This window comes from Aliamphritea ceti (genome assembly GCF_024347215.1).
Classification (GTDB): Bacteria; Pseudomonadota; Gammaproteobacteria; order Pseudomonadales; family Balneatricaceae; genus Amphritea; species Amphritea ceti.
This window is the reverse complement of record NZ_AP025282.1, coordinates 4,796,212-4,820,193: the sequence shown is the minus strand read 5'-3', so window position 1 is coordinate 4,820,193 and position 23,982 is coordinate 4,796,212. Positions and strand designations below refer to the sequence as shown.

The window sequence follows — 23,982 nt, the reverse complement described above, 5'->3', positions numbered from 1 at the left end:
TTTTATCCAAACTTGTCGTCAGGCTTAGTTAGCGCTGTCGATCATGTACTGGATAGTGTCCTGCATTTCCTGATCCGAACAATCTGAACAGGTGCCTTTAGGAGGCATTGCATTGAAGCCGTTAATTGCGTTTGCCAGCAGTGTTTCCATGCCTTTGTTCGCACGGTCAGTCCAGTCAGCGGTGCCGTATTTAGGTGCGCTCAGGACACCAGTACCGTGACATGCTGCACATTTAGTTGTGTAAATGTCTTCTGATGAACGGGCGCCGCCACCGCTGGAAGCAGACGCTACCGGGCTTGCAGTTGCACACTCTTCACCTTCGATACATACGTTACCAACCGGCTTCAGGCGGTCGGCAATCGCAGCATTGTCATCGGTGTTTGCTAATGTAGTGGTTGCCAGAAAGCCCACAACCAGGGCAAACAGGGCGGAAACAGCTTTGGCAGCAATATTACTCACAGTCACGACCTCATTCATCGCTTAATTTTAAAGTCCGGCAACTGTTCTTTGACGCCGGTTTTGAGACCAGCCTGAGTTTGGCAACAGTTGCGTATATATCTTGTCGGCGGGGATTATAGCGGTAAAAGCCTGCAACGAAAATGGGGACTTTACGCACCGGGTCAATTATTTAGTCGATAGTAGGAGAAATGTTGTCAGTTACTTAGGAGGTTTTGCAAGGCTGCCTGAAGAAATTCGCGCTAGTTGTATTAATTTAATAGGTGGGATTGAGTCTGGTTGCGCCTGATCTTTTAATAATGATAGTTTCTCCTACGCTTGGTTTGTCTTTCAAGGTCTGGTTTCGATGGCCGGTTAATATTTTAGGTAGAAGAAGATGTTGTCATTCTCAGTGGCAATTACTCATGGAAGGAAAGTTTGTGTATGCGAGTCACTATAGTTCTGTCGTACGTTTTTTATTGTCTTGGAATATTGTTTTTTCCATCGAAAGTTAATGCTGACGCTATGGATGTCACTCCGGCTCCCAGCTGGATTCAATCAATCGAGCTGAGTTCTCCTTCCTCTATTCCGGTTAATGATCTGTCTAATGGGACCTATTATCTGCTTTATGATAGGCAGATTAACGCGTTGGCTAAAGAAACTGAGTATTACAGGCGATACGCTCTGCAGTTACTAAATACTAGTGCAGTTGAAGATAATTCTCAGATTCAAATTGATTATGACCCCAGTTATGAGCGACTGCAGTTACACACTTTAAATATTGTGCGAGACGGCCAAGTTATTGAAAAGTCGAAAACATCTCGATTTCAGGTGTTGCAGAGTGAAAGAGAGCAGGATGCACTGATTTATAATGGCGCACTGACGCTGAGTATTATTATCGAAGATGTGCGCATAGGAGATGTTCTTGATTATAGTTATACCATCTATGGTTCTAATCCCGTTTTAGATGGGAAGTTTTCAACATCATTAGGTACTGACTGGAGTGTTCCGATTCACCAGGCGGAATTTAGTCTGTTATGGCCTGATGGTAAGCCTATAAAGCAGCGGTCGGAAAGAACTGCTGATCAAATGTCGGTTGAAACCAACGATGGCGTTAGCCGGTATTTTTATTCTGTAATAAATTCCAGTGCGCGGACGTTGGAGTCGGATACTCCTGAGTGGTATGAACCATGGGGGAGAATTTATCTTTCTGAATATTCTGACTGGTCCCAAGTCGTTGATTGGGCCATTCCGTTATACGAGGCCGCGCTGGATGCTCAGGAGGGGGTGGCAGAGCAGTTGGTGTCTCTGAATCTGTCGTTAATGCAACCTGAGCAGAAAATTACCCAGGCGCTATTTTTTAATCAGCAACAGATTCGCTATTTGGGGCTGGAAATGGGGACGAATTCTCATGCTCCCAGCAGTGCAGAAACAACATTGCAACGAAGGTATGGAGACTGTAAAGATAAGGTTGTCCTTTTACTAGCGATGCTCAAGCGTTTGGGGATTGAGGCATATCCTGCTCTTGTAAATACTGAAACAGGAGAAACGCTTACAGAGCGGTTACCGTCTGCGCTGGCTTTTGATCATGTGATTGTTAAAGTTTTATTGAATAGTAAAGTCTATTGGCTTGACCCGACCCGGAGCTATCAGGTTGGTGCGCTCGATGAGATTTATCAGCCAGATTATGGTTATGCGTTAGTGATCAAAAAAGGTGTGACTGAGCTAACGAGGATGGCCGGGACTACTCCAAACACTTCAATGTTAATTGAAGAAACATTTGATCTGACACAGGGGGTTGATCAGCCAGGCGTGTTGAGTGTTAAAACACGTTATACCGGTCGGGATGCAGAATATCAGCGAAATCGTTTTGCTCAGAATAGCCTGCAAAGCATCAGCAATAAATACCAGGGTTACTATCAGCAGGAATATGGAGAGCTACTGCAAGCATCATCGTTAACTATTAACGAAAGTGTTGATGGTGCTTTTGTTAGTAAAGAGGAGTATCAGCTTCTGCAGCCATGGAGTGTGGATGATGATCAGAAGCAATATTATTTGGATTTCTATCCGGGAACATTAACAGAGTATACGAAAGAGCCTTCATCAGTAAAACGTAAGGATCCATTACATATAACTTATCCCTTAGATAATCGGCACATTATAAAGGTTAAGTTGCCCGAAGGCTGGCATTTTAATGCTGAGTCTTTTTATGAAAAAAATAATATATTCGATTTTGAGGCGGTGTATAGCTTTGATGCAACGTTAAGTGAACTAACGCTAGATTATCGATTAAGGCATCTTAAGTCTTTTGTTACGCCTGCAGAGATCGAGCGTTATAGAGCCAGTTTAGGCAAGCTAGACAGATATCTTGCTTATCAGATTTATTCAACTCCACCAGAAAAGACTTTTTGGGAAGAGATAAGCGCCAATACTTCAGTACCTGAGCTGTTAGCGATCGGATCTTTTGGGCTGGTGTTTATCTTATATATATTTAGTCTGATTGCTTGGCGTATAGCTGCCAGACGCTACCAGCCTTCCGAACAGGTTTTTTACCCGGTAACTACGAGCCGGTTTATGGCTCTCTCACTAGGTACTTTTCTTATTTATGTGAGCTACTGGTTTTACCGTAACTGGCGGTATGTGTCGGTGACAGACAAGCCTTCAGTCATGCCTATTATGCGTGGGATATTTGCCTGGTTTTGGTATTTTCCTCTGTATTCCCGCTTGCTACAAAGCAGCAATCAGTATTTTGGTGAGAATCGTTTGTTTTCTAAAGTTGTTGCTATGTTTTTAGCAATAGCTTTTATGTTTGCCTGGTTTGGGACATCTGCACAGTCAGATTTACTGTCGTTAACAGCTTTAATTATTACTCCTTTGTTATTGCTGCCGTTAGTGAATTTTATTAAGCAGTTGAATATTGCTCAGGGAAATAAGGAAGCAGTTGCTAAAAACTCAGTTTTGCGTGTATATCATTTTGCAGTGATTTTGGGGACTGGATTACTGTGTTTAAATTATGCAGCTATCAGTAGCAATATCACAGCGACCCAACAAATACTGGAAGGGAATGCCTTATGGAAGCACCATTTACAGTTCTTTTGGGATCAGAGATTAGTTGATGCTAAACGCTCTCCAGTTATGTTTTATAGCGATTCTGTTATTGATTTTCGTTTGGATGGGAATGGGTTTACTAAAGAAGGTGTTTTTTCATACTGGCAAGTAAATGATCAGTTGGTAACTGAGAGAGCATCATTCAGTGATATAGAGTCGATCAAACCTGCTTATTCTGAGGATGATCTTGAAAATACAACTGTCACTATTACCCGGTTGGATGGCTCAGAGTTTGTGCTCTATCTCAATAGTGTAGGGAAGCTGGATAACAGTTTTGTTAATGAACTCCAGAGTTATTGGAGGCATCAGCGCTAGTGACTGTTTGGTTTAAACGTGATTTATAATTTATGGTGCCTTAGCATATAGACACTTAAGGGCTTCGTAGGTAATATACAGCCCGCGTCGAAAGCCGCATTGATGCGCCCGTAGCTCAGCTGGATAGAGTAGTAGGTTCCGATCCTATTGGTCGGGGGTTCGAATCCCTCCGGGCGCGCCAATTATTGTTACAACGTATTCTGGCTTAGTGCATGTTTTTCTTCGGAACATGCTACTCAATCCAACATAGCTACGGGCGCGAAAGTGCCAATCGAAAGTGGCTTAGGATCGAATGGTCACTTTATGGTCACATCGCCGGTATAGCTCAGCTGGTAGAGCAACTGACTTGTAATCAGTAGGTCCCGAGTTCGACTCTTGGTGCCGGCACCACTTCTTGTTTTCTTAGAAAGTCTTCTTTGAAGACATCCGCTGCGGAGCGGTAGTTCAGTTGGTTAGAATACCTGCCTGTCACGCAGGGGGTCGCGGGTTCGAGTCCCGTCCGTTCCGCCACTTATCTTCTTTTGTTTCCTTCGTTTTGATTTATGAGCATTCAGCTTCATGGGATAGTGCCAATTGAAGCCTTTTTCCAAGTTCTCCAGCCTCTTTGTTTTCCGTACGGTTGTAGATCGTATCTATAGCAAAAATCGCATTCATCATAAGGTCACTTGCTGATAATACTGTGACTTCGTAGTTCTCATGAAATGGCTCATTGACTAGTTTTTTAACGACATTGTTAGCGTCAGTTACTAAATGCTCTTCGATAGAAAGTAATCCAGAATGAATGGCGGTACTTCCCATTACGTAAAGGGCATTGTAGTAGTCCTCCATACCAGCTTTACGAGCGGTTGTAAGAATGCTTAGCTCAGAGTATCCGTTTTTTTGCGAAGCTGTCTTAGCTCTTGTTATGACGGCGGATTCAGCTGCTGATATATATGTTGTATTGCTGTGGTTCGGCAAATGATAATTCTGTTTTACGTGAATTTGAGGCGTATGAAGTGAGTTTGTTGCAGTTTAAGTTACATGTCTTTACAGCATATAAGCGTCTGCGTGCTGAACAATTAAATGATATGCCTGAGTTGTGCCGGATACAGAATTATATGTGTGTGGCCTGCAAGCATTGAAAAAAATGCTGGTATAGCTGTGGCAGGAAAATGCTTTCAGTAGCCGTGTTTATCATGAAGATTTTGACTTTAGAAGCGGTATAAAACTACCATCGCTGCAATATAAATTCAGGCCTGCTCGTATTAAGCAGAAACAGACTAATTAGCAGATATGGGCGAATGCATGCGTATTCTCGTACTTGAAGATGATTCAGAGCTGGGTAACTGGATTCAAACAGGACTCACCGATGCCGGGCATGTGGTGGACTGGTTGGAAGACGGGCGCCATGCGCTGGCCGCAGCCACTACCCAGGAATATGACGTTGTTTTGCTCGACAGGATGACACCGGGGCTGGATGGCTTATCGGTTCTTAAAGCCATGCGTGCTGCAAAGAATAACGTTCCGGTATTAATTCTTTCTGCACTGGGTGATGTTGAATGTCGGGTTCAGGGGTTGGATGCAGGTAGTGATGACTACCTGGCTAAGCCTTTTGCTTTTACTGAGTTGCTGGCGCGGATTAATGCTTTGGGTCGTCGGTCTCTGGGAACCCCGCAAGAAAGTAGTCAGGTGCTGGTGGCGGGAGATTTAGAGTTGGATTTGCTGAAGCGTCAGTGTGTTCGGCAAGGTAAAAGTATAGAACTGAATACAAAAGAGTTTCTGTTGCTGGAAATATTGTTACGTAACCCGGGGCGCATTCAGACAAAAGCAATGTTGCTGGAAAAGGTCTGGGATTTGAGGTTTGATCCAACCACAAGCGTAGTGGAAACCCATATCAGCCGGCTGCGGGGCAAAGTAGATAAGCCTTTTAATGACACGCTGATCCGAACAGTGCGGGGAGCGGGCTATGTTATCGATCAAGTCAGTTAGCCTGAATAGCTTCCGCCGTCTGAAAAAAATGACGGCTTTACGTCAGGCTGTCTTTTTGACTCTGTTGTTCCTAACAGTATTGATGACAGCGGGCTGGTTCAGCGCGCAATGGATAAGTCGTGAGCTGGACAGTGGTATCAATGATGAGCTTAAGCTACGGCACGAAACGCTTGCCCGGCAGTTACAGGAACAACAAGCGGCGGTAGGACTATTGCCTAATAGCTCTGTTATTTTTGCCAGTTTTATTGATGCAGGCAAAAAAACTTACGGTTATCAATCCGACAAATTATATCGTAAAGCAGGGCTTTCGAATGTCGAGTTAGATATTGTTCACTCCCATGAGAAAAGTCGCTGGCGTATTTATAATGCGCCTGCAGCAGGTGGGCAGTTGGTGATTGCCATTAATCTGGATCATCGTTACGACGTTCTGGAGCGTATCGGTCAGTCTTATTTAGTGGTCAGCATTATTGTTAGTCTGGTAACACTAATGGCGGGCCTGTTGATAGGTTTGTATAACCAGCAGCGGTATAACCGTATCAGTAAGACTTTGGATACTATTGCTGCGGGTGATTTGTCCGCCCGGATTAATCTGAATAAGGCCCGTGATGATTTAGACCTGGTGGCTCAGCGCATTGATTTAACAACCGTTCGGTTGGAAAGCCTGGTTAAGCAGACGCAGGATTTATCCGCGAATATTGCGCATGATCTGAAAACGCCTATGGCACGTCTCAGAGCCAGAATTGAATCAGCTTTGCTCAGTCCTGAAGCGGAAGAAAATGCCGTCACACTGGAAGCAGCGCTAGAGCAGATAGATAAAATGATAGCTACCTTTGAAGCTATTTTGCGCATTGCCTATCTTAATTCCGGTGAATATAGGGCAAGTTTTCAGCCATTAGCACTGAATGAAATTGTGCTGGAAACGGCTGATATTTATAGCCCGGTTGTTGAAGATTCAGGGCGTAAGTTGCGGCTGGATATTAAGGGACAAACTGATGTTATGTGCTCACGGGAGTTACTGATTCAGTTGCTGGCCAATCTGATTGAAAACGCAATTCGTCATACTCCTGAGGGGAGTGTTATCTGGTTGTCCTGTCACGAACGCTCTTTAACAATTGAGGATAATGGTCCTGGAGTACCAGAAAGTGAGCGTCTGAGAGTGCTTGAACCTATGTATCGTCTTGAAAAGAGCCGTAGTACATCAGGCAGCGGGCTTGGGCTATCGTTGGTGAATACAATCGCTCAGTTACATCAGGCTAAGTTAGTATTGGCTGATACGACAGGTAATAAGAGTTCTCATGGATTGAAAGTTCAGCTGGCGTTTCCGGTTGCTGAGCGTTTGTAAGTATCAAGGCTTACTAGCAGGAAGAGCAAAGTTTACAAATATGTAAACTTAATGGCAGGTAAGCTCCAGTTTGAAATTACATACTGTGTACATCGAAAGGGATCGACCTGACGAGTTCATTGGAAACTGGAGACCTGTATGAAAACTGTAAATAAGATTCTGCTTATGATCGCTTCACTGATTATTGGTAGTCTGGCGTTGGTTGGTTTTGCTACTTTAGGTTTGGCTGTCATCGGCGCGGCGTTCGCGAGTATTGTGGCAGTTTCCTTAGTGGTTGCCTGGAAGACACGTCGCTCCCGCGATTCGATTGTGGGTTATCAGAATTAAACGGCTGTGCTGAGGGTTTCAACGCCTGAGTCTGAATAATACATCAGCAAATTTTTGTGATAACAAACCTTGTGGAGCTTCACCCCTTTAGCGCCGAAAAGGTTTGTTAGTACTTTGTATCGATAACGGTAAGCTTCAATTTCAGAGCCTGGTTAGAGCAGTGTCATCAATTGTTTTATTCAGGCTAAATTATGTCTGCCAATAGCTTCGCAGTCTGGTGAAGTACTTCTTCTAACCAGTCTTTTTTAGATCATTGTAACGGTGCTGTTTAGTGCTGAATTTTTTTAAAATAATTATTTTTTAATAATGTTTTAAAAAGCTACTTGATCCGTGTTGCCGAAACCCTTATATTACGCGCCGTTCCATGCCGTTTGAGATGTGTTTTTAGCTTCTCAGGCGCGCACATTAAATTTACGTTTCTGTGAATTTAGCCGGTATAGCTCAGCTGGTAGAGCAACTGACTTGTAATCAGTAGGTCCCGAGTTCGACTCTTGGTGCCGGCACCACTTCCTCTTTATTTATACTCCCTTTTTTTTGCATGCTGTATCAGCTTTGCTATCTAATATCTGCGTTATTCATGTATTTAGTGCTCAACACACGACAAAGTCATCCGGTAAGTATTCAGCAATATTATTAATGGCCCGTTGTACGTATTCGTCTTTTTCGCCGACAGGAGCAACGTAGTGCATGGCGTCTTTAGCAGCGTCAATGCCTTCCAGGCGTGCAATAAGCCAGATGGCGAGATATTGAGACGCCAGACAACCACCGGCAGTCGCTATATTGTTTTTTGCATAAAAAGCCTGATTGAGTACTTCTACACCTGCTTCCTGTACCCAGGGTTTGGTAGTCAGGTCAGTACAGGCAGGTACTTCGTTAAGCAGGCCTAGCTTGGCAAGTATTAAAGCTCCTGAGCACTGCGCGCCGATTAACTGACGTGACGGGTCGAGCTTCAGTTGTGACATGATGTCTTTGTCCTGAATGATGTCGCGGGTTTTCATACCACTGCCAACAATTACAGCATCAGCGTTACTGGCTTCGCTGAGGGAAACGTGGCGCTGCATGATGACACCATTCATTGACTTCACCTGTGGAGTTGGGCTGGCGATGGTAACTCGCCAGCCCTTGTTTTGAATCCGGTTTAAAATACCCAGCGCAATCAGTGAATCCAGTTCGTTAAATGCATCGAAGCTTAAGATGGAAATATGCATGTGTGTTGTCCTTCAGATTTTTATGATTGTTAGTCTGTCAGAGGCAGAGCAACGGATGTCTTTCCCGTTATTCAGCAGCTTGTGAAGAGACATTCTATTAACTAATATCATGACAATAAAATTATTGTCATGGATACATTTCAGATGCCAGTTTCGCGCTATAAGCAGATTGTGGATGTTCTTGCTGCCGATATTCGGGATGGACGCCTGACCCCCGGTTCCCGGTTGCCGACACACAGAAATCTGGCCAGAGAAAATGGTATTGCGCTGGTAACCGCATCGCGAGTGTATGCGGAGCTTGAGTCAATGGGGCTTGTGAGTGGTGAGACAGGGCGAGGTACCTTTGTCAGGGAAACAGCCTTGCCGGCAAGCCACGGTATAGATCAGCCGTCAAAAACTGACGGGCTTCTGGATTTAAACTTTAATTCGCCCTCTTTACCCAGTCAGACGAAAATACTTCGTGAGGCACTGCGTGAGCTAGGAGCCTCCGGAGATCTGGAAGCATTGCTGCATTATCAGCCTCATGCGGGCCGAAAACATGAGCGAGCAATAGTTGCGGAACATCTTATAGACCGCGGTCTTGATGTGAGTTCTGAGCAAGTACTGATAGTCAGTGGTGCGCAGCATGGGCTGGCAACAACGGTGATGGCGTTACTCAGGCCTGGCGATGTGGTTGCTGCTGATGCGCTGATATACCCGGGTTTTAAAGTGTTATCTGAAGTGCATCGTTTGGAGTTGGCGCCGCTGCCTTTTTTATCTGAAGGCGAGGGGGGGCTTGGTGGTCCTGATCTGGATGCGCTGGAGTTACTGTGTCAGCGACGCAAGATTCGCGCTGTTTATACGATGCCTACGCTACATAACCCTATGGGCTGGGTTCTGAGCGCGCAGCAACGAGAGAGGCTTGTAAATATAGCCAGACAATATGACTTACTTATTATTGAGGATGCTGCTTATGCATTTCATGCGGAGAATGCACCTTTGCCGGTAGCTGCAATCGCGCCTGAGCGAACCGTATATGTTTCCGGGTTATCTAAAAGTGTTGCTACAGGCTTGAGAGTAGGGTTTGTGGCTGCACCGGTCAGTTATGTACCCCGTATAGAGCGAACGATACGGGCGACTACCTGGAATACTCCGGGCCTAATGACCAAGCTGGCTTGCCGTTGGATTGAAGACGGTACGGTTACCCGGCTAGAGGCGGAAAAACGCGAGGATGCAAAGGCCAGGCAGTGTCTGGCGAAAGATATACTGCATGAGTTTGAATATATCAGTCATCCGGCAGCTTATTTTATCTGGCTACCTTTGCCGGAAGAGGCTCGGGCAGATCAGATTGTGATGGAGTTGTTACGGGCAAATATTTCAGTATCGACAGCTGAGCCTTTTGCAACGACTGATTATGTGCCTCATGCACTGCGTTTAGCATTAGGGTCAGTTGATTTAGATGTGTTACCAATGGCACTCAAAAAGGTGCGGGATGTGATTAGTCCATATATGTACTGATGCGTCGTGATTCGGTGATTTTGATCAAGTTGCTGGCCGTATACGATATTAAACACATAAATAACAGCCCCATAGTCCGAGTCCGACATGTTGACGTAAAAGGATGGCGTGAATGGATAAGTTGTTGGCAGCGCTATAACTTAACATTTGCCTTAATCAGTATGGTGAATACCTACTGAGGTATCCCATAACAATTATTAGTCTTGCTGTTCGATAACCTGACAGCTTGGAGGCGTAATCTAAATGTCTAAATTTCCGAGTAAAGCCAAGGTCGTTATTATCGGCCAGGGCGGTATTGTTGGCGCGTCAGTCGTCCACCACCTGATCGAACGTGGCTGGGACGATATCGTTGGTATCGATAAGTCTGCAATCCCAACAGACATCGGTTCTACTGCGCACGCATCTGACTTCTGTTTCAATACAGCTCACGATCAGATGACGATGTTCACTACTAAGTACTCAATCGACTTCTATGAAGCGATGGGTCGTTATGAGCGTATCGGTGGTATCGAAGTTGCGCGTAATGGCGATACTGAGCGTATGGATGAGCTGAAGCGCCGTGTAACTTCCGGTAAAGCTTTCGGTAACAATGTTCGTATGATGAGCACTGCTGAAGCTAAAGAAAAATTCCCGCTGTTGGAAGAAGATGTTATCCAGGGTGCGTTGTGGGATCCGGATGCAGGTCTGGTTGTGCCACGTTCTCAGACAGTTGCCGGTGAACTGGTAGAAGCTGCTGAAAAAACAGGCAAGCTGACGACGTTTGCAAACACTTCATGCACGGGTCTGAAAATTGAAGATGGCCGCATTAAAGGTGTAGAAACCGAGCGCGGTTACATCGAAGCTGAGCACGTGGTTGTATGTGCTGGTCTTTGGGGCCGACTGATCGCAGAAATGGCGGGCGAAGATCTGCCAGTTATGCCTGTTGATCACCCACTGACATTCTTCAAACCGTTTAACGAGTTTGAAAATACCGGTAAAGAAATTGGTTACCCATTGCTGCGTGACCAGGGTAACTCTGCTTACCTGCGTGATACTGGTGACCCGAAGAGCGCCGAAGGCGGTCAGTTAGAGTGGGGTTACTACGAAGAGAAAGAGCCACGCATGTGTCACCCACGTGACATTCTTGAAAAAGAAGAAGCGCGTCTGTCTCCTTCACAGCGTGATCTGGAGCTGGAAGAAGTTATTGAGCCACTTGAAAAGGCGATGGAACTGACGCCTATCCTGGCTGAGCTGGGTTACGACGAGAAATACTCTTTCAATGGTCTACTGCAGGTAACTGCAGATGGCGGTCCTTCGATTGGTGAATCTTCGAATGTTCGTGGCCTGTGGTACGGTGTTTCCGTATGGGTTAAAGACGGCCCGGGTACTGGTAAAGTTATCGCTGACTGGATGACTGATGGCCGTACTGAATTTGACCACAGCAGCATTGATGTTGCTCGTGCGTACCCGTTCCAGTGTGAAGAACAGTACATTCACGACCGTTGCTACGAGTCTGCTTTCAAGATTTATAACCCACCTGTTCATAACCGTGAGCCATACACTGCTGCCCGTGGTAAGTTCCGCAGCCCATTCTGGGAGCGTGAAAACGAGCTAGGCGGTTACTTCATGGAAATCGTTGGTTGGGAACGTGCTCACGGTTACGCGAGCAACGAACATCTGTTAGAAGAGTACGGCGACCGTATTCCTGTTCGTGAAGCTGAATGGGATAGCCGTCACTTCTTCCGTGTATCTAACGCTGAGCATCTGAAGATGTCTGAAGATGTAGGCATGGTTAACCTGTCTCACTTCGCGATCATTGATGTTACCGGTCCTGATGCTGAGAAGCTGATGGAATACACTTGTGTTGCTAAAGTTGGTGCTGATACGCCAATCGGTAAGGGTGTATACACACACTTCCTGGATGCTGTAGGTGGCGTACGTGCCGACTTAACAGTACTGCGTCTGGGCGAGCAGCACTATCGTGTAATCGATGGTGGTGATGCTGGTCACCGTGACCTGGTATGGCTGAAGCGTATGGCTCAGGATATGGGCTTTAATGCTGAAGTGACCAACGAGACTGCAAACTACGGCTGTCTGGGTGTATGGGGTCCTAACGCTCGTACAGTTCTGGAAAAAGTTGTTGATGATCCAGCGTCTATCAGCCTGGAAAACTACCCGTTCGCAGCGGTTAAAGACATCAAGATCGGTGGCGTTGACTACACTTTCTTCCGTATTTCTTACGTAGGTGAGCAAGGTTGGGAAATCCACTTCAAGATGGAAGATGGTCTGGCGTTGTGGGATGCGGTATACGCACAGGGTGTAACACCTGTAGGTATCGAAACTTACGCAAACAGCCGTCGTCTGGAGAAGAGCTTACGTCTGCAGAACGCTGATATCCTGACAGAATACAACCTGCTGGAAGTTGATTTGGCGCGTCCTAAAGTTAAGGCTGCTGAATTCTTCGGTAAGGATGCTCTGTTGGCTCACCGTGAGCGTGAGCACCAGCCAGCGTACCTGTGTACTCTGACAATGAACGACAACGTAGACTCTGCTGGTGTTGCCCGTTACCCAGTTGGTAACTGCCCAATTCTTGATCCGGCTACCGGTGAAGCGCTGATCGACTCTGAAGGTCGTCGTTCTTACACTACCAGTATCGTTTACGGTCCAAGCATTGGTAAGAACATTGCACTGGGTTATCTGCCTTACGAGTACTGTCAGAAAGGCCGTGAGTTGGAAATTGAATACTTCGGTGACAACTACACAGTAACTGTTGAAGCTGTAGGTTACGGCGCACTGTACGATCCAGAGAACGGTAAGCCACGCTCTTAATCGTATTGCTGAAATGAAAAGCCGGCGTCGAAAGACGCCGGCTTTTTTGTATGCGCTGCTTTTGTTTTTTTGCGAAGAATTAGGAAATCGAGCATATATCTGGCGGTGGCAACTACACAGTGACTGTTGAAGCTGTAGGTTACGGTGCCTTTTACGATTCAGGGTACGATCCAGAGAACGGTAAGCCACGTTCTTAATCGTATTGCTGAAATGAAAAGCCGGCGTCGAAAGATGCCGGCTTTTTTGCATGCGTTGCTTTTGTTTTTTGCGAAGAATTCGGAAACCGAGCTTATATCTGGCGGTGACAACTTCAGAGTAACTGTTGATGCTGTAGGTTACGGCGCCTTTTTCGATTCAGGGTACGATCCAGAGAACGGTAAACTGTATTATTAATCGTAATGATGAAATGAAAAGCCGGCGTCGAAAGGTGCCGGCTTTTTTGTTTCTGGTATAAGAGTGGTTAACCGGGTGAGTAACAGAATGTTATTTTCCGCCGGCAAGGTCAATAAAACTGCCTGTGGTGTAAGAGGCCTGATCGGATAGTAGCCAGGCGATGGCAGCAGCAACTTCTTCAGGCTGTCCGCCACGTTGCATAGGAATGGCGGGTCTGAGCCGTTCAATCCGGCCCGGTTCGCCGCCATCAGTGTGCATATCTGTATATATGAATCCCGGACGGACGCCATTCACCCGAATGCCTTCGCTGGCGACTTCGGTTGCCAGTCCGGTTGTCAGGGTGTCGATAGCACCTTTCGAAGCTGCATAATCAATATATTCACCCGGTGAACCAGTGCGGGCTGCTACGGATGAAACATTAACAATTGCGCCACCTTTGCCGCTGTTTGCAGTAGACATGCGTTTGATCGCTTCTCTGCAGCATAAGAAATATCCGGTGACGTTTACCGTCAGGATTTGATTAATGCGTTCAGCAGACATGTCTTGCAGGCGCATTTGAGGCTTGAGAATGCCCGCATTGTTGACCAGGTGAGTAAGCGAGCCAAAAGCGGTATCTATTTTGCGAAACATATCTGTGACCTGATCTTCCTGGCTTATATCTGCCTGGAGGATAAGTGTCTTACAGCCGGCCTTGGTCAGTTCCTCGCTGAGTTGTACTGCCGCATTGCGTTGCTGGTGGTAGTTCAGGCAAATATTGTAATTCTGGCTGGCCAGTAGGCGGGCTGTTGCAGCACCAATGCCGCGGCTCGCCCCGGTAATCAAAACAGTATTTTCTGACATGGGGCGCTCCTGTTACAGTTGCGGTTTAACGTAAGCTGATGATTTTCCAGTTGTTCTGTTCGGCTGTGGCAGTCAAGGTTTCATCGGCATCAACTGCTACCGGATGATCGACCAGCTTTAGCAGTGGCAAGTCGTTATTTGAATCGCTGTAGAAGTAGCTACCTTCTAATGAGTATGGATTGTTTTCCAGCCAGGTATTTAGTCGGGTGACTTTGCCGTCCTGAAAGCAGGGCGTGCCAGCGATTTTGCCGGTATAGCGGCCATCAATCATCTCAGGGTCGGTCGCGATGATTTCGTTGACGCCAAGTTTGGCTGCAATCGGGCCGGTTACGAAACGGTTTGTAGCGGTAATAATCAGGGTGTAATCACCGTTGTTTTTATGTGTTTGCAGTAACTCAGCAGCTTTTGGCAGCATCATCGCAGTAACTTTTTCTTCCATGAACTGTTGGTGCAGGTTCTGAAGTTGTTCTGTCTCTAGTTCCGCCAGGGGCTTGAGTGCGAAAGTCAGAAATTCATGAATATCCAGTGTGCCAGCAACATACTGTTCATAAAAATAATCATTTGCCTGACGGTAAGCTTCCGTATCAACAATGCCTTTTTCGCATAGAAACTCGCCCCAGGCATGATCGCTGTCGCCGTTCAGTAGGGTGTTATCAAGGTCAAAAATTGCCAGTGCCACGGTGCTGCTCTCCTGAAATGACGGCAAGTATGAATGAACCAGCCGGCTGAAAAAGGTTCTAAAGGCGCTAGCATAGTGACTTGGCACGATCCTCGCAAATGATCCTTGTCGCTGGTGGCTTTGTGGTTTGCGCCTGCGCGCGGAATTATGGAACAATAGGGCAAAAGATTTATAAGGAATTACCGTGATTGATTCAGACGGGTTCAGACCGAATGTCGGTATCATTCTGGCAAACTCGATGGGTCAGGTACTTTGGGCAAGACGAATTGGACAAGACGCATGGCAGTTCCCCCAGGGGGGGATTGATCGCTCAGAAACTCCTGAGCAGGCGATGTACCGTGAACTTAAAGAAGAGATCGGACTGTCGCCGGAAGATGTAGAGATTGTTGCTGTAACCCGTGGTTGGCTAAGGTATAGATTACCCAAGAGAATGATTCGGCATCACTCACATCCGGTGTGTGTCGGCCAGAAGCAAAAATGGTTTTTATTGCGGATGCTTAGTGAAGACAGTGCTGTCAGTATCGATGAGACTGCAAAGCCAGAGTTTGATGGCTGGCGCTGGGTAAGCTACTGGTATCCGTTAGGCCAGGTTGTGGCGTTTAAGCGTGATGTGTATCGCAAAGCAATGCGTGAATTGTCACCCAAGCTAACCCGTCTTGTATTGGACGGCTGGCTTTAATCGCTCAGGCAGATTTCAGAAGAGGGTTTGCATAAGCAGATAGTTACCCGGTTAATAAACTGCCGGTCAGGCAGGCACTGTATGTGTCTGATCTGAGATACATTCAATGATAATAACGCCTGGGAGAGCGAAAGCATGCTAGAAGCACTGCGTAAAATAGTACAAGAGGTTAACTCCGCACCGGATTTGGAATCGGTATTGAGGGTTATCGTTCGTCGAGTACAGCGAGCAGTGCGTACGGATGTTTGCTCTATCTATTTGCTCGATCCCGGCACTCAGCGTTTTATTCTTAAGGCTACTCAGGGACTGAATAAGAAGTCTGTGGGGCAGGCCAGTCTTTCCCGTTCTGAAGGTATTGTCGGTTTGGTTGGTGAGCGTGCCGAACCAATAAATCTTGAGGATGCATCTAAGCACCGTGCTTATAGCTATATTCAGGAAACCGGTGAAGAAAAATTCCACGCATTTTTAGGCGTGCCAATTATTCATCACCGTGAATTACTGGGTGTATTGGTTGTTCAGCAGGAAGCCATTCGCCGTTTTGATGAAACTGAAGAAGCTTTTATGGTCACTATGTCGGCTCAGCTGGCAGGTGTGATCGCACATGCTGAAGCGACAGGGTCGATTGGCAAGCTGGATGATGTAAAGAATAAAGGTAAAACCGACCGTAAGTTTGAAGGTGTTTCCGGTTGTGTAGGTGTTGCTATAGGTCAGGCGGTGGTTATGACGCCGCTGGCTGACTTAAACGGTGTGCCGGACCGGAAAGCGAAAGACATTGATGTAGAAAAAGAAAAGTTTCAGAGCGCACTGGCGGCTGTGCGTAAGGATATTAAGAAGGTTGCCCGCAGTTTATCGAAACGTTTACGCTCTGAAGAGCGAGAATTGTTTGATGTTTATCTGCGTATGCTGGATGACAATGCGCTGGCCGGAGAAGTGGTTACGCAAATTGAAAAAGGTAACTGGGCGCAGGGTGCATTACGGGAAGTCGTTGAGGAGCATGTTCGTCAGTTTTCGCTGATGGAAGATCCATACTTGCGCGAGCGGGCCAGTGATATTCGCGATCTGGGTCGCCGGATTCTTACCTGGTTGCAGTCGTCAGCCCCTTCGCTTGCAGAAATTGATTTCCCGGAAAACGCGATTCTTGTTGCTGATGAGCTGACGCCGGCAATGCTGGGTGAGGTGCCTACTGATAAGTTGGTCGGTTTACTCTCTGTTAACGGTTCTGGTAACTCTCATGCTGCTATTTTAGCGCGTTCAATGGGTATTCCGACGGTTATGGGGGCGGTTGATCTGCCTTACACCCGGATTGAGGGACGGGAGCTGATCCTGGATGGTTTCTCCGGCCGGGTATTTGTTAATCCGTCTGATGATCTGCTCAAATGCTATCAGGATATAATCGACGAAGAACGTCAGGTTGATGCTGGTCTCGAAGGTTTGAAGGAACTACCTGCCGAAACTAAAGACGGTTACCGGATGCCTTTATGGGTGAATACTGGTCTGGTTACAGATGTTGCACGATCTCTGGATCGTGGCGCTGAAGGGATTGGCCTGTACCGGACTGAAATTCCGTTCATGATTCGGGAGTTTTTCCCCAGTGAGCAGGATCAGACTGATACGTATCGGCGCCAGTTGGAGGCTTTTGCGCCACGGCCGGTCACTATGCGTACTTTGGATGTCGGTGGTGATAAGCCTTTACCTTACTTTCCCATTGAAGAGGAAAATCCTTTTCTTGGCTGGCGGGGTATACGTATAACACTGGATCATCCGGAAATATTTCTGGTTCAGATTCGTGCCATGCTGCGTGCCGCTGAAGGGTTGGATAATCTGCGTATTATGCTGCCTATGGTTACCAGTGTGCATGAGGTAGATGAAGCTAAGTCGCTGATTAGTCAGGCGGTCAATGAGTTGCGTGAAGAGGGCTTTAAGGTTGCCGATCCGCAGATAGGGGTGATGGTGGAGGTGCCAGCTGCTGTGTATCAGGTGAGGCGTATTGCTCGCAGGGTAGACTTTATTTCAGTGGGCTCAAACGATCTGACGCAATATTTGCTGGCGGTTGACCGTAATAATCCGCGGGTAGCTAATCTGTATATGTCTTATCACCCGGCTGTGTTGCGTGCGTTGCAGTTCATCGTACAGGAAGCGCACAAGGAAGAAGTGCCTGTGAGTATCTGTGGTGAGATGGCCGCAGATCCTGGTGGTGCTGTGCTGCTGATGGCTATGGGCTATGACGTACTATCAATGAACGCGACTAATTTGCCGCGTGTGAAGTATACCATTCGGCATGTGACGATTGAGCAAACCAGTGGCTTGTTGTCGACTATCTTGTCGATGGACGATGCAGATAAAATACATTTGCTGATCCGTGACACTCTGAAGAAGTGGGGGTTGGGTCAGTTTACCCGGCCAACGATTCCCGACTGAGTGTTGTTTGCAGGAGCCTTCTCCAAAAGGCTTCTGATGCTCTATCCGGCGCTTTCTGTCGCCGGTTCCGTTTGTCCTGTGATACCGCCGAAAGGTTCAATCTGTAATTCATATTCAATCAGTTCTGCTTTACCGGCAGCAGTATAATTCTGTTCGATAATTCGGGTTCTTCCATGGTAGTCCTGCATGACCACTGTAGTGGCGCGGGTTCCGTAACTTTCAAGCTGTATAAAGCTGCTGGAAAGTGCTCTTTCTATCTCTATGCCGACATGAGTGTCTGGCAATGTTTCGTCAGGGTAACGCTGTGGATCAGCCATCATCTCAATAAGTGTCTGTGGGTTAGGGTTATGTGCTTGCAGAGCGTCTTTCAAACGCTGTTTTTGTTGGCGGGTTTTGGGCCAGTCGGTATCTAGCAGAGCATTGCTCAGGCCATAAATACCTGATCTAAGATATTGATATTCTTTGGTAACGTTTGAGGCGTGGTACAGCCCAGATGAATCCGCTACTATAAGGTTGAAACCATTGTATGGAACGCTTGTTTGACTTATTTCGTCTGCATAATGTTGTGCGCTTACGGAAGAGTTTAAAAACTCGGTGGTAAGTAAGCCCCGTGAGCGACTGGTCGAACGGATGTGTAAACCGTTGCGGTGGTTAGTAATGGCGCTGAAGTGGCCGTTATGAGCGATACCTAACCAGGTACCGCTCTGGAGAGAATCCCGACCGGCAATGATGCCAGTCGGAGAGTCCCAGATATGTAGTGATTGCGTGGGTCGTTCGTATTGTTCGTCACGGTTGGCAACCAGAATAAGGTTGTATTCCGGGTGTTGTTTATAGGCGAAAACAATAAGGCACATGAGATCATCGCTCTGTTGGATTCAGTCAACCTTATCGGGAAAAAAGTGATGTTGCTACTGTTCTTGGGGTACCTGGTGCTGGGTGCGTTTGCTGGAGTGTTGGCAGGGTTGTTCGGTGTTGGTGGCGGGCTTGTTATTGTGCCTGTGCTGGTAGTCTCATTTCAGTTGCAGGGGATGGCGCCTGAGGTGCTGACGCATGTTGCGGTTGCAACGTCTCTGGCAACAATTGTGGTGACGTCTATCAGTTCTATTTCTGCGCATCATAAGCGTGGAGCAGTACGTTGGCGGTTATTCAGGTTTATAGGGCTGGGTGTTGCTTTTGGTTCGGCATTAGGGGTAGTGACCGCCATAGAGCTTGAAGGTAAGGTTATTCAGCTGGCGATTGGGGTGTTTGCACTGTATGTCGCGATAATGATGGGGTTGGATGTTGTGCCAAAAGGCGGTAGCAGACCATCCCGGCCAGGTTTAGTTGTGTCTGGTGGTTTTATTGGCTGGGTGTCGGCGATTTTTGGTATTGGTGGCGGTACGCTAACAGTGCCCTATCTTAACTGGAAGCAAGTAAACATGCAGGAAGCAGTGGCAACGTCTGCTGCCTGTGGTTTTCCGATTGCTGTGGCCGGAGCGGTTACTAATGCGCTGATGGGGCAGGGGAATTCGAATCTTGGTGAGTGGAGTCTGGGGTATATTTATTTACCGGCTTTGCTGGGTATAAGTTTGACCAGCTATGGGTTTGCTAAGTTCGGTGCAAAGCTTGCGCATTCTATGTCACCGACTATGTTGCGCCGGGCATTTTCGGTCTTTTTATTGCTGGTTGCCGGTAAGTTTATCCTTTCAAATATTTGATCTTTACTGCGGGAGCGATAATGGCGTCTGCTAAATCGCTCCGGCAGGCATAATCTGATAAGTCACTGTATCTTCCTTGCTTCTGATATTAAGATGAGCATCCATTGAACGGGTGGGTGCTTTATTTGTCTTCATCTGGCTGTTACTGAGTTTAATGATTAAGGAATTTTATGTGGGTACATGATATCAATCCAGTTGCGGTTGATTTTGGTGCGTTACAGATTCATTGGTATGGCCTGATGTACCTGATAGGTTTTGCTTCTGCCTGGTATCTGGGAAATTATCGCGCGTCACGGCCGGGTTCTGGTTGGAATGCTCAGCAAGTCTCCGACCTGATTTTTTGGGGTGCTATGGGGGTCGTGCTGGGAGGGCGTTTTGGTTATGTGCTGTTTTATAATTTTCAGCAGTTTCTTGAAGATCCTCTGTGGTTATTTGCGATCTGGGAAGGCGGTATGTCGTTCCATGGTGGCTTATTAGGCGTTATTACCGCGATTGCTTTTTTTGCGTATAAGTATGAAAAAGGCTTTTTTGAAATTGCTGATTTCGTGGCACCTTTGATTCCGATTGGGCTGGGTGCAGGGCGTTTAGGTAATTTCATTGGCGGCGAACTATGGGGGCGGGCAACGGATCAGACCTGGGGCGTTATTTTTCCAGGTGCTGGTGACCGGTTGGCACGACATCCGTCGCAGCTATATGAGATGGTATTGGAAGGTTTGGTGATGTTTGCGGTGCTTTGGTTTTATACCCGTAAACCGCGACCACCGATGGCTGCATCCGGTTTGTTTCTGTTGATGTACGGCCTTTTCCGTTCTGTCGTTGAGTTATTCCGTGAGCCAGACGGACATATTGGTTTTATTGCACTGGACTGGCTGACGATGGGGCAGGTGTTATCACTGCCGATGATTATTATTGGCACGATCTTTTTGTTGATGGCACAGAAGCGTGCCGCAGGTGATGCCCGGGTATAAGGCATTATCTTCAGAATACTGGAGGCGGTTGGTATGCAGGCTTATTTAGATTTATTAGCTGATGTGATGGAGAAAGGTACTGATAAGGGTGACCGTACCGGTACTGGCACGCGCTCTGTGTTTGGGCGACAGATTCGTTATGACCTGGCGGAAGGTTTTCCGTTGCTGACAACTAAGAAACTGCACTTTAAATCGATAGCTGTAGAGTTGCTGTGGTTTTTGCGTGGCGACACGAATGTGCGTTATCTGAAAGAGAATGGCGTCAGCATCTGGGATGAGTGGGCGCTGGAGAGCGGTGAGCTGGGGCCTGTATATGGTGCGCAGTGGCGTAATTGGAAAGGGGCTGATGGTCAGTTTTATGATCAGGTACAGGCGCTGGTGGATGGGCTAAAGAAAAACCCTAATTCTCGTCGTCATATCATTAATGGTTGGAATGTGGCGTTGTTGCCAGATGAGTCGAAAAGTCCCCAGGAAAATGCTGCCGAAGGTTTGATGGCGTTGCCACCTTGTCATGCGCTCTATCAGTTTTATGTGGCTGATAACAAATTGAGTGCTTCATTGTATATCCGCAGTAATGATTTGTTTCTGGGGCATCCTTATAATACGGCTTCTCTGGCGTTGTTGACGCATATGTTGGCACAGCAGTGTGACTTGGAAGTAGGTGATATCGTCCTAAGTTTGGGTGATGCGCATATTTATGCTAATCACTTCGAACAGGTGGAAACACAGTTGCAGCGAACTCCTAAGCAGTTACCTCAGTTACGTATTAAGCGTCGCCCAGCTTCAATTTTTGATTATGAATTCGATGACTTTGAAATTGAAGGTTACGAAGCGGATGCGCATATAGGTGCGCCGATCGCGGTGTAAATTACCAGTTTGAAAGATAACAATTTCGTAAGCGTTGAGTTAGCACTGCAGAAGGCATTAGGTTGGTCTTGTGGATAACTGGCGTAAGTGATTTAAAAGCAGTCGCAGATCCATTTGTGACTGCTTTTTTGTTTTGAAGAACTTGAGCAACATGCCGTATTATTAAACAGCAAATTTATAGCCAGTCGGGCCTTCTGACTGGCTGCTTTACCCGGACAGGATATTCATGAAACTTGCAATTATTGTGGCTCAGGCCGAGAACCGAGTTATTGGTATTAATAACAACCTGCCCTGGCATCTGCCAGAGGATTTGCGTTATTTCAAGCAGGTGACTATGGGTAAGCCTATTATCATGGGGCGGAAAACGTTCGAGTCTATTGGTCGTCCTTTGCCAGGCCGTACCAATATAGTTATTACCCGGGATACCTCGTACCAGCATGATGGCGTAAAAGTTGTCCACAGTCTGGCGGACGCCCGGGCGCTGGCAGAAAGTATTTGCCTGGTCGATGGGCGTGACGAGGCGATGATAATCGGTGGCGCTGAAATTTATAATCAGGCGTTGGCTGATGCTGACACACTTTATCTGACACAGGTGCATGCCAGTGTAGAAGGAGATGCGTTCTTTCCTGAGTTCCATCCGGGGGAGTGGGCTGAAGCAGGTCGTGAGACGTATCAGCCAGATGAAACTAATCCTTACGCATATAGCTTTATTGTATTGCAGCGTATCAGCGAGGCTGCGTAGATATGCTGTCGGCGATTCTGGGGTTGCTGGCGGACGGAAAATTTCATTCCGGACAGGATCTGGGCAAGGCGTTGGGTGTCAGTCGTAGCGCTGTATGGAAGCAGATGCAGTTGGTGCAGGAGCTTGGACTGGAAGTTTACAGTGTTAAGGGACGTGGCTACCGAATTCCGGGCGGAGTGGATTTGCTCAGTGCTGAGCAGCTGATTAAGGGTTTTAGCCCGGCTATAGCGGATAAGGTTGAGCTGCAGCCTATTGAATTCACAATGCCATCGACGAACGCTGCAGCATTAACGGGCCTTGTTGTGCCGGGTAATTGTTCTCGTCTGTATGTGGCTGAGCAGCAAACCGCTGGACGCGGCCGCAGAGGGCGGCAGTGGGTCAGTCCTTTTGCGTCGAATCTTTATTTCTCTCTTACCTGGCAATTTAGTAGCGGTGTTGCAGCGCTGGAAGGTTTGAGTCTGGTTGTGGGTGTCGCTTTATTACGTGGTTTGCGAAAGTTGGGCGTTAATGATGTGTCGGTTAAGTGGCCGAATGATTTATTGTGGCGTAACCGTAAGCTGGCAGGTGTGTTACTTGAGATGGTTGGTGATGCATCCGGTGAATGTAATGTAGTTGTCGGTATTGGTATGAATGTAAATATGCCCCGCCAGGAAATGCGTGAAGTTGAACAGCCCTGGGTGGATCTGACTGAAATTCTGGGTGAGGCTCCGTCGCGTACTCGAGTGTTGGCAACGTTAATTAATGCTTTGATTCCGACATTAGAAGAATTTGTGGAAAAAGGTTTTAGTGGCTTGCGGGATGAGTGGCAGGCGGCAAATAGTTTTCAGGATGAGTCGGTTGTATTGCAAACCGCGCAGCATAATATTCAGGGGTTGTGTCGTGGTGTAAACGATACGGGTGCATTGTTGCTCGAGACAGTAAATGGAGTTGAGGCCTTTCATGGTGGTGAGGTTAGTCTGAGGGCGTCATGACGGTTCTGGATATAGATATAGGTAACAGCTTTTTTAAATGGCGCCTGGCAGGCAGTGAAGGTCAGCAGAAACGCGGACGTTGCCTGGTAGAAGAATACCCACGTCTACTGAGTGCAGAATTAACTGAAAAGGTTCAGCGTGTGCGTGTCGCTTCTGTGGCAGGTGCAAAGGTGAATGCTGAGCTTATAGCATGGTGCCAGTCGCAATTGCTAATAGCGGCTGAATTCGCTTTGACCAGTGCGGCTGCGGCCGGCGTGATAAACAGTTATAAAGATCCATCCAGAATGGGAGTCGACAGGTGGCTGGCGATGATCGCAGCTTATAGTCAGGCGAAGGCTGCGTGCTGGGTAGTAGATTGTGGCAGTGCTATTACCGTTGAGCAGCTATCTGAAGATGGTCAGCATCTGGGAGGCTATATTGTTCCGGGGTTGCCTTTAATGGCCAGAAATTTGTTGTCCAATACGGCGGAGATCGTTGTTGATCGTTCGGTGGATAACTTTGAGTACTTACCAGGTGTTGATACCAGTTCGGCTGTTCAGCATGGTTTAAACTGGGTGTTTCGAGCGCTGGCGCATCAGTTGGCCCGAGAGATTTCGTTGCCTATCTATGTTACCGGTGGTGACGGGGAGTTGTTTGCCGAACTGATAAAAGAGCAGGGCGGTATATGTAAGTATCAGCCGGATCTTGTGATGGATGGATTAGCTAAGGTGTTGGGCTAGG

At 47.1% G+C, this 23,982-nt stretch carries 20 protein-coding genes and 4 tRNA genes; 18 read left to right on the top strand and 6 right to left on the bottom strand.

The annotated features are described in order from the left end of the window. Window positions 1-24: 24 nt before the first annotated feature. Window positions 25-459 carry a c-type cytochrome gene (locus OCU49_RS21885; RefSeq protein ID WP_261842638.1) on the bottom strand — a complete coding sequence of 145 codons (435 nt, stop codon included), beginning with the start codon at window positions 457-459 and terminating at the stop codon, window positions 25-27. A 420-nt stretch (window positions 460-879) separates the two neighbouring features. Between OCU49_RS21885 and OCU49_RS21880 the strand changes: the two genes are divergently transcribed. From OCU49_RS21880 to OCU49_RS21865, 4 genes are all read left to right on the top strand, one after another. Continuing rightward, on the top strand, window positions 880-3,858 hold the full coding sequence (locus OCU49_RS21880; RefSeq protein WP_261842637.1) for a DUF3857 domain-containing transglutaminase family protein: 2,979 nt from the start codon (window positions 880-882) through the stop codon (window positions 3,856-3,858). Window positions 3,859-3,962: 104 nt separating this feature from the next. Beyond that, a tRNA-Arg gene (locus tag OCU49_RS21875) sits at window positions 3,963-4,039 on the top strand. 133 nt (window positions 4,040-4,172) lie between these two features. After that, a tRNA-Thr gene (locus tag OCU49_RS21870) sits at window positions 4,173-4,248 on the top strand. Between the two features lie 43 nt (window positions 4,249-4,291). After that, window positions 4,292-4,368 (top strand) — tRNA-Asp (locus OCU49_RS21865). Window positions 4,369-4,398: 30 nt separating this feature from the next. Here the strand turns inward: OCU49_RS21865 and OCU49_RS21860 are convergent. After that, window positions 4,399-4,815 (bottom strand): DUF5677 domain-containing protein, encoded by a 417-nt coding sequence (locus OCU49_RS21860; RefSeq protein ID WP_261842636.1) that lies wholly within the window; start codon window positions 4,813-4,815, stop codon window positions 4,399-4,401. A 327-nt stretch (window positions 4,816-5,142) separates the two neighbouring features. Here OCU49_RS21860 and OCU49_RS21855 point away from each other — a divergent pair, with 327 nt between their 5' ends. The 4 genes from OCU49_RS21855 to OCU49_RS21840 all read left to right on the top strand — a co-directional run bounded on the left by OCU49_RS21855 (window position 5,143) and on the right by OCU49_RS21840 (window position 8,001). Next, on the top strand, window positions 5,143-5,826 hold the full coding sequence (locus tag OCU49_RS21855; RefSeq protein ID WP_261842635.1) for a response regulator: 684 nt from the start codon (window positions 5,143-5,145) through the stop codon (window positions 5,824-5,826). Next, a complete protein-coding gene (locus OCU49_RS21850; protein WP_261842634.1) occupies window positions 5,804-7,168 on the top strand; it encodes a sensor histidine kinase in 1,365 nt (454 codons plus the stop codon). Before OCU49_RS21855 ends, OCU49_RS21850 begins: the two co-directional genes overlap by 23 nt. A 138-nt stretch (window positions 7,169-7,306) precedes the next feature. Continuing rightward, window positions 7,307-7,495, top strand: a complete 189-nt coding sequence (locus tag OCU49_RS21845) for a hypothetical protein (protein ID WP_261842633.1) — start codon at window positions 7,307-7,309, stop codon at window positions 7,493-7,495. Window positions 7,496-7,925: 430 nt separating this feature from the next. Next, window positions 7,926-8,001 (top strand) — tRNA-Thr (locus OCU49_RS21840). An 84-nt stretch (window positions 8,002-8,085) separates the two neighbouring features. Here OCU49_RS21840 and OCU49_RS21835 read toward each other — a convergent pair. Further along, window positions 8,086-8,703 (bottom strand): DJ-1/PfpI family protein, encoded by a 618-nt coding sequence (locus tag OCU49_RS21835; RefSeq protein WP_261842632.1) that lies wholly within the window; start codon window positions 8,701-8,703, stop codon window positions 8,086-8,088. A 144-nt stretch (window positions 8,704-8,847) separates the two neighbouring features. Between OCU49_RS21835 and OCU49_RS21830 the strand changes: the two genes are divergently transcribed. Both OCU49_RS21830 and OCU49_RS21825 read left to right on the top strand, forming a co-directional pair. Continuing rightward, a complete protein-coding gene (locus tag OCU49_RS21830; RefSeq protein WP_261842631.1) occupies window positions 8,848-10,200 on the top strand; it encodes an aminotransferase-like domain-containing protein in 1,353 nt (450 codons plus the stop codon). 243 nt (window positions 10,201-10,443) lie between these two features. Next, window positions 10,444-13,008: an FAD-dependent oxidoreductase gene (locus OCU49_RS21825; RefSeq protein ID WP_261842630.1), complete on the top strand. Its 2,565-nt coding sequence runs from the start codon at window positions 10,444-10,446 to the stop codon at window positions 13,006-13,008. Between the two features lie 483 nt (window positions 13,009-13,491). Here the strand turns inward: OCU49_RS21825 and OCU49_RS21820 are convergent, their stop codons facing one another. Further along, window positions 13,492-14,241, bottom strand: a complete 750-nt coding sequence (locus tag OCU49_RS21820; protein ID WP_261842629.1) for an SDR family oxidoreductase — start codon at window positions 14,239-14,241, stop codon at window positions 13,492-13,494. A gap of 25 nt (window positions 14,242-14,266) precedes the next feature. Further along, window positions 14,267-14,920, bottom strand: coding sequence for a histidinol-phosphatase (locus OCU49_RS21815; protein WP_261842628.1), 654 nt, complete (start codon window positions 14,918-14,920; stop codon window positions 14,267-14,269). 184 nt (window positions 14,921-15,104) lie between these two features. Here OCU49_RS21815 and OCU49_RS21810 point away from each other — a divergent pair, with 184 nt between their 5' ends. Further along, window positions 15,105-15,599 carry an RNA pyrophosphohydrolase gene (locus OCU49_RS21810; RefSeq protein ID WP_261842627.1) on the top strand — a complete coding sequence of 165 codons (495 nt, stop codon included), beginning with the start codon at window positions 15,105-15,107 and terminating at the stop codon, window positions 15,597-15,599. A gap of 135 nt (window positions 15,600-15,734) precedes the next feature. Beyond that, window positions 15,735-18,017, top strand: a complete 2,283-nt coding sequence (gene ptsP / locus OCU49_RS21805; protein WP_261842626.1) for a phosphoenolpyruvate--protein phosphotransferase — start codon at window positions 15,735-15,737, stop codon at window positions 18,015-18,017. A 41-nt stretch (window positions 18,018-18,058) separates the two neighbouring features. Here ptsP and OCU49_RS21800 read toward each other — a convergent pair whose 3' ends face one another. Beyond that, window positions 18,059-18,871 carry an NRDE family protein gene (locus OCU49_RS21800; protein ID WP_261842625.1) on the bottom strand — a complete coding sequence of 271 codons (813 nt, stop codon included), beginning with the start codon at window positions 18,869-18,871 and terminating at the stop codon, window positions 18,059-18,061. 48 nt (window positions 18,872-18,919) lie between these two features. Between OCU49_RS21800 and OCU49_RS21795 the strand changes: the two genes are divergently transcribed. The 6 genes from OCU49_RS21795 (at window position 18,920) to OCU49_RS21770 (ending at window position 23,981) form a co-directional block, all read left to right on the top strand. Next, window positions 18,920-19,714: a sulfite exporter TauE/SafE family protein gene (locus tag OCU49_RS21795; protein WP_261842624.1), complete on the top strand. Its 795-nt coding sequence runs from the start codon at window positions 18,920-18,922 to the stop codon at window positions 19,712-19,714. 170 nt (window positions 19,715-19,884) lie between these two features. Continuing rightward, window positions 19,885-20,682, top strand: coding sequence for a prolipoprotein diacylglyceryl transferase (gene lgt, locus OCU49_RS21790; protein ID WP_261842623.1), 798 nt, complete (start codon window positions 19,885-19,887; stop codon window positions 20,680-20,682). A gap of 33 nt (window positions 20,683-20,715) precedes the next feature. After that, a complete protein-coding gene (locus tag OCU49_RS21785; RefSeq protein WP_261842622.1) occupies window positions 20,716-21,549 on the top strand; it encodes a thymidylate synthase in 834 nt (277 codons plus the stop codon). 226 nt (window positions 21,550-21,775) lie between these two features. Then, complete coding sequence (locus OCU49_RS21780; RefSeq protein ID WP_261842621.1) at window positions 21,776-22,291, top strand: dihydrofolate reductase; 516 nt, start codon at window positions 21,776-21,778, stop codon at window positions 22,289-22,291. A gap of 2 nt (window positions 22,292-22,293) precedes the next feature. Next, window positions 22,294-23,262, top strand: a complete 969-nt coding sequence (gene birA / locus OCU49_RS21775; protein WP_261842620.1) for a bifunctional biotin--[acetyl-CoA-carboxylase] ligase/biotin operon repressor BirA — start codon at window positions 22,294-22,296, stop codon at window positions 23,260-23,262. Next, window positions 23,259-23,981, top strand: a complete 723-nt coding sequence (locus tag OCU49_RS21770) for a type III pantothenate kinase (RefSeq protein ID WP_261842619.1) — start codon at window positions 23,259-23,261, stop codon at window positions 23,979-23,981. The genes birA and OCU49_RS21770 overlap by 4 nt, the downstream gene beginning before the upstream one ends. Window position 23,982 lies beyond the last annotated feature (1 nt).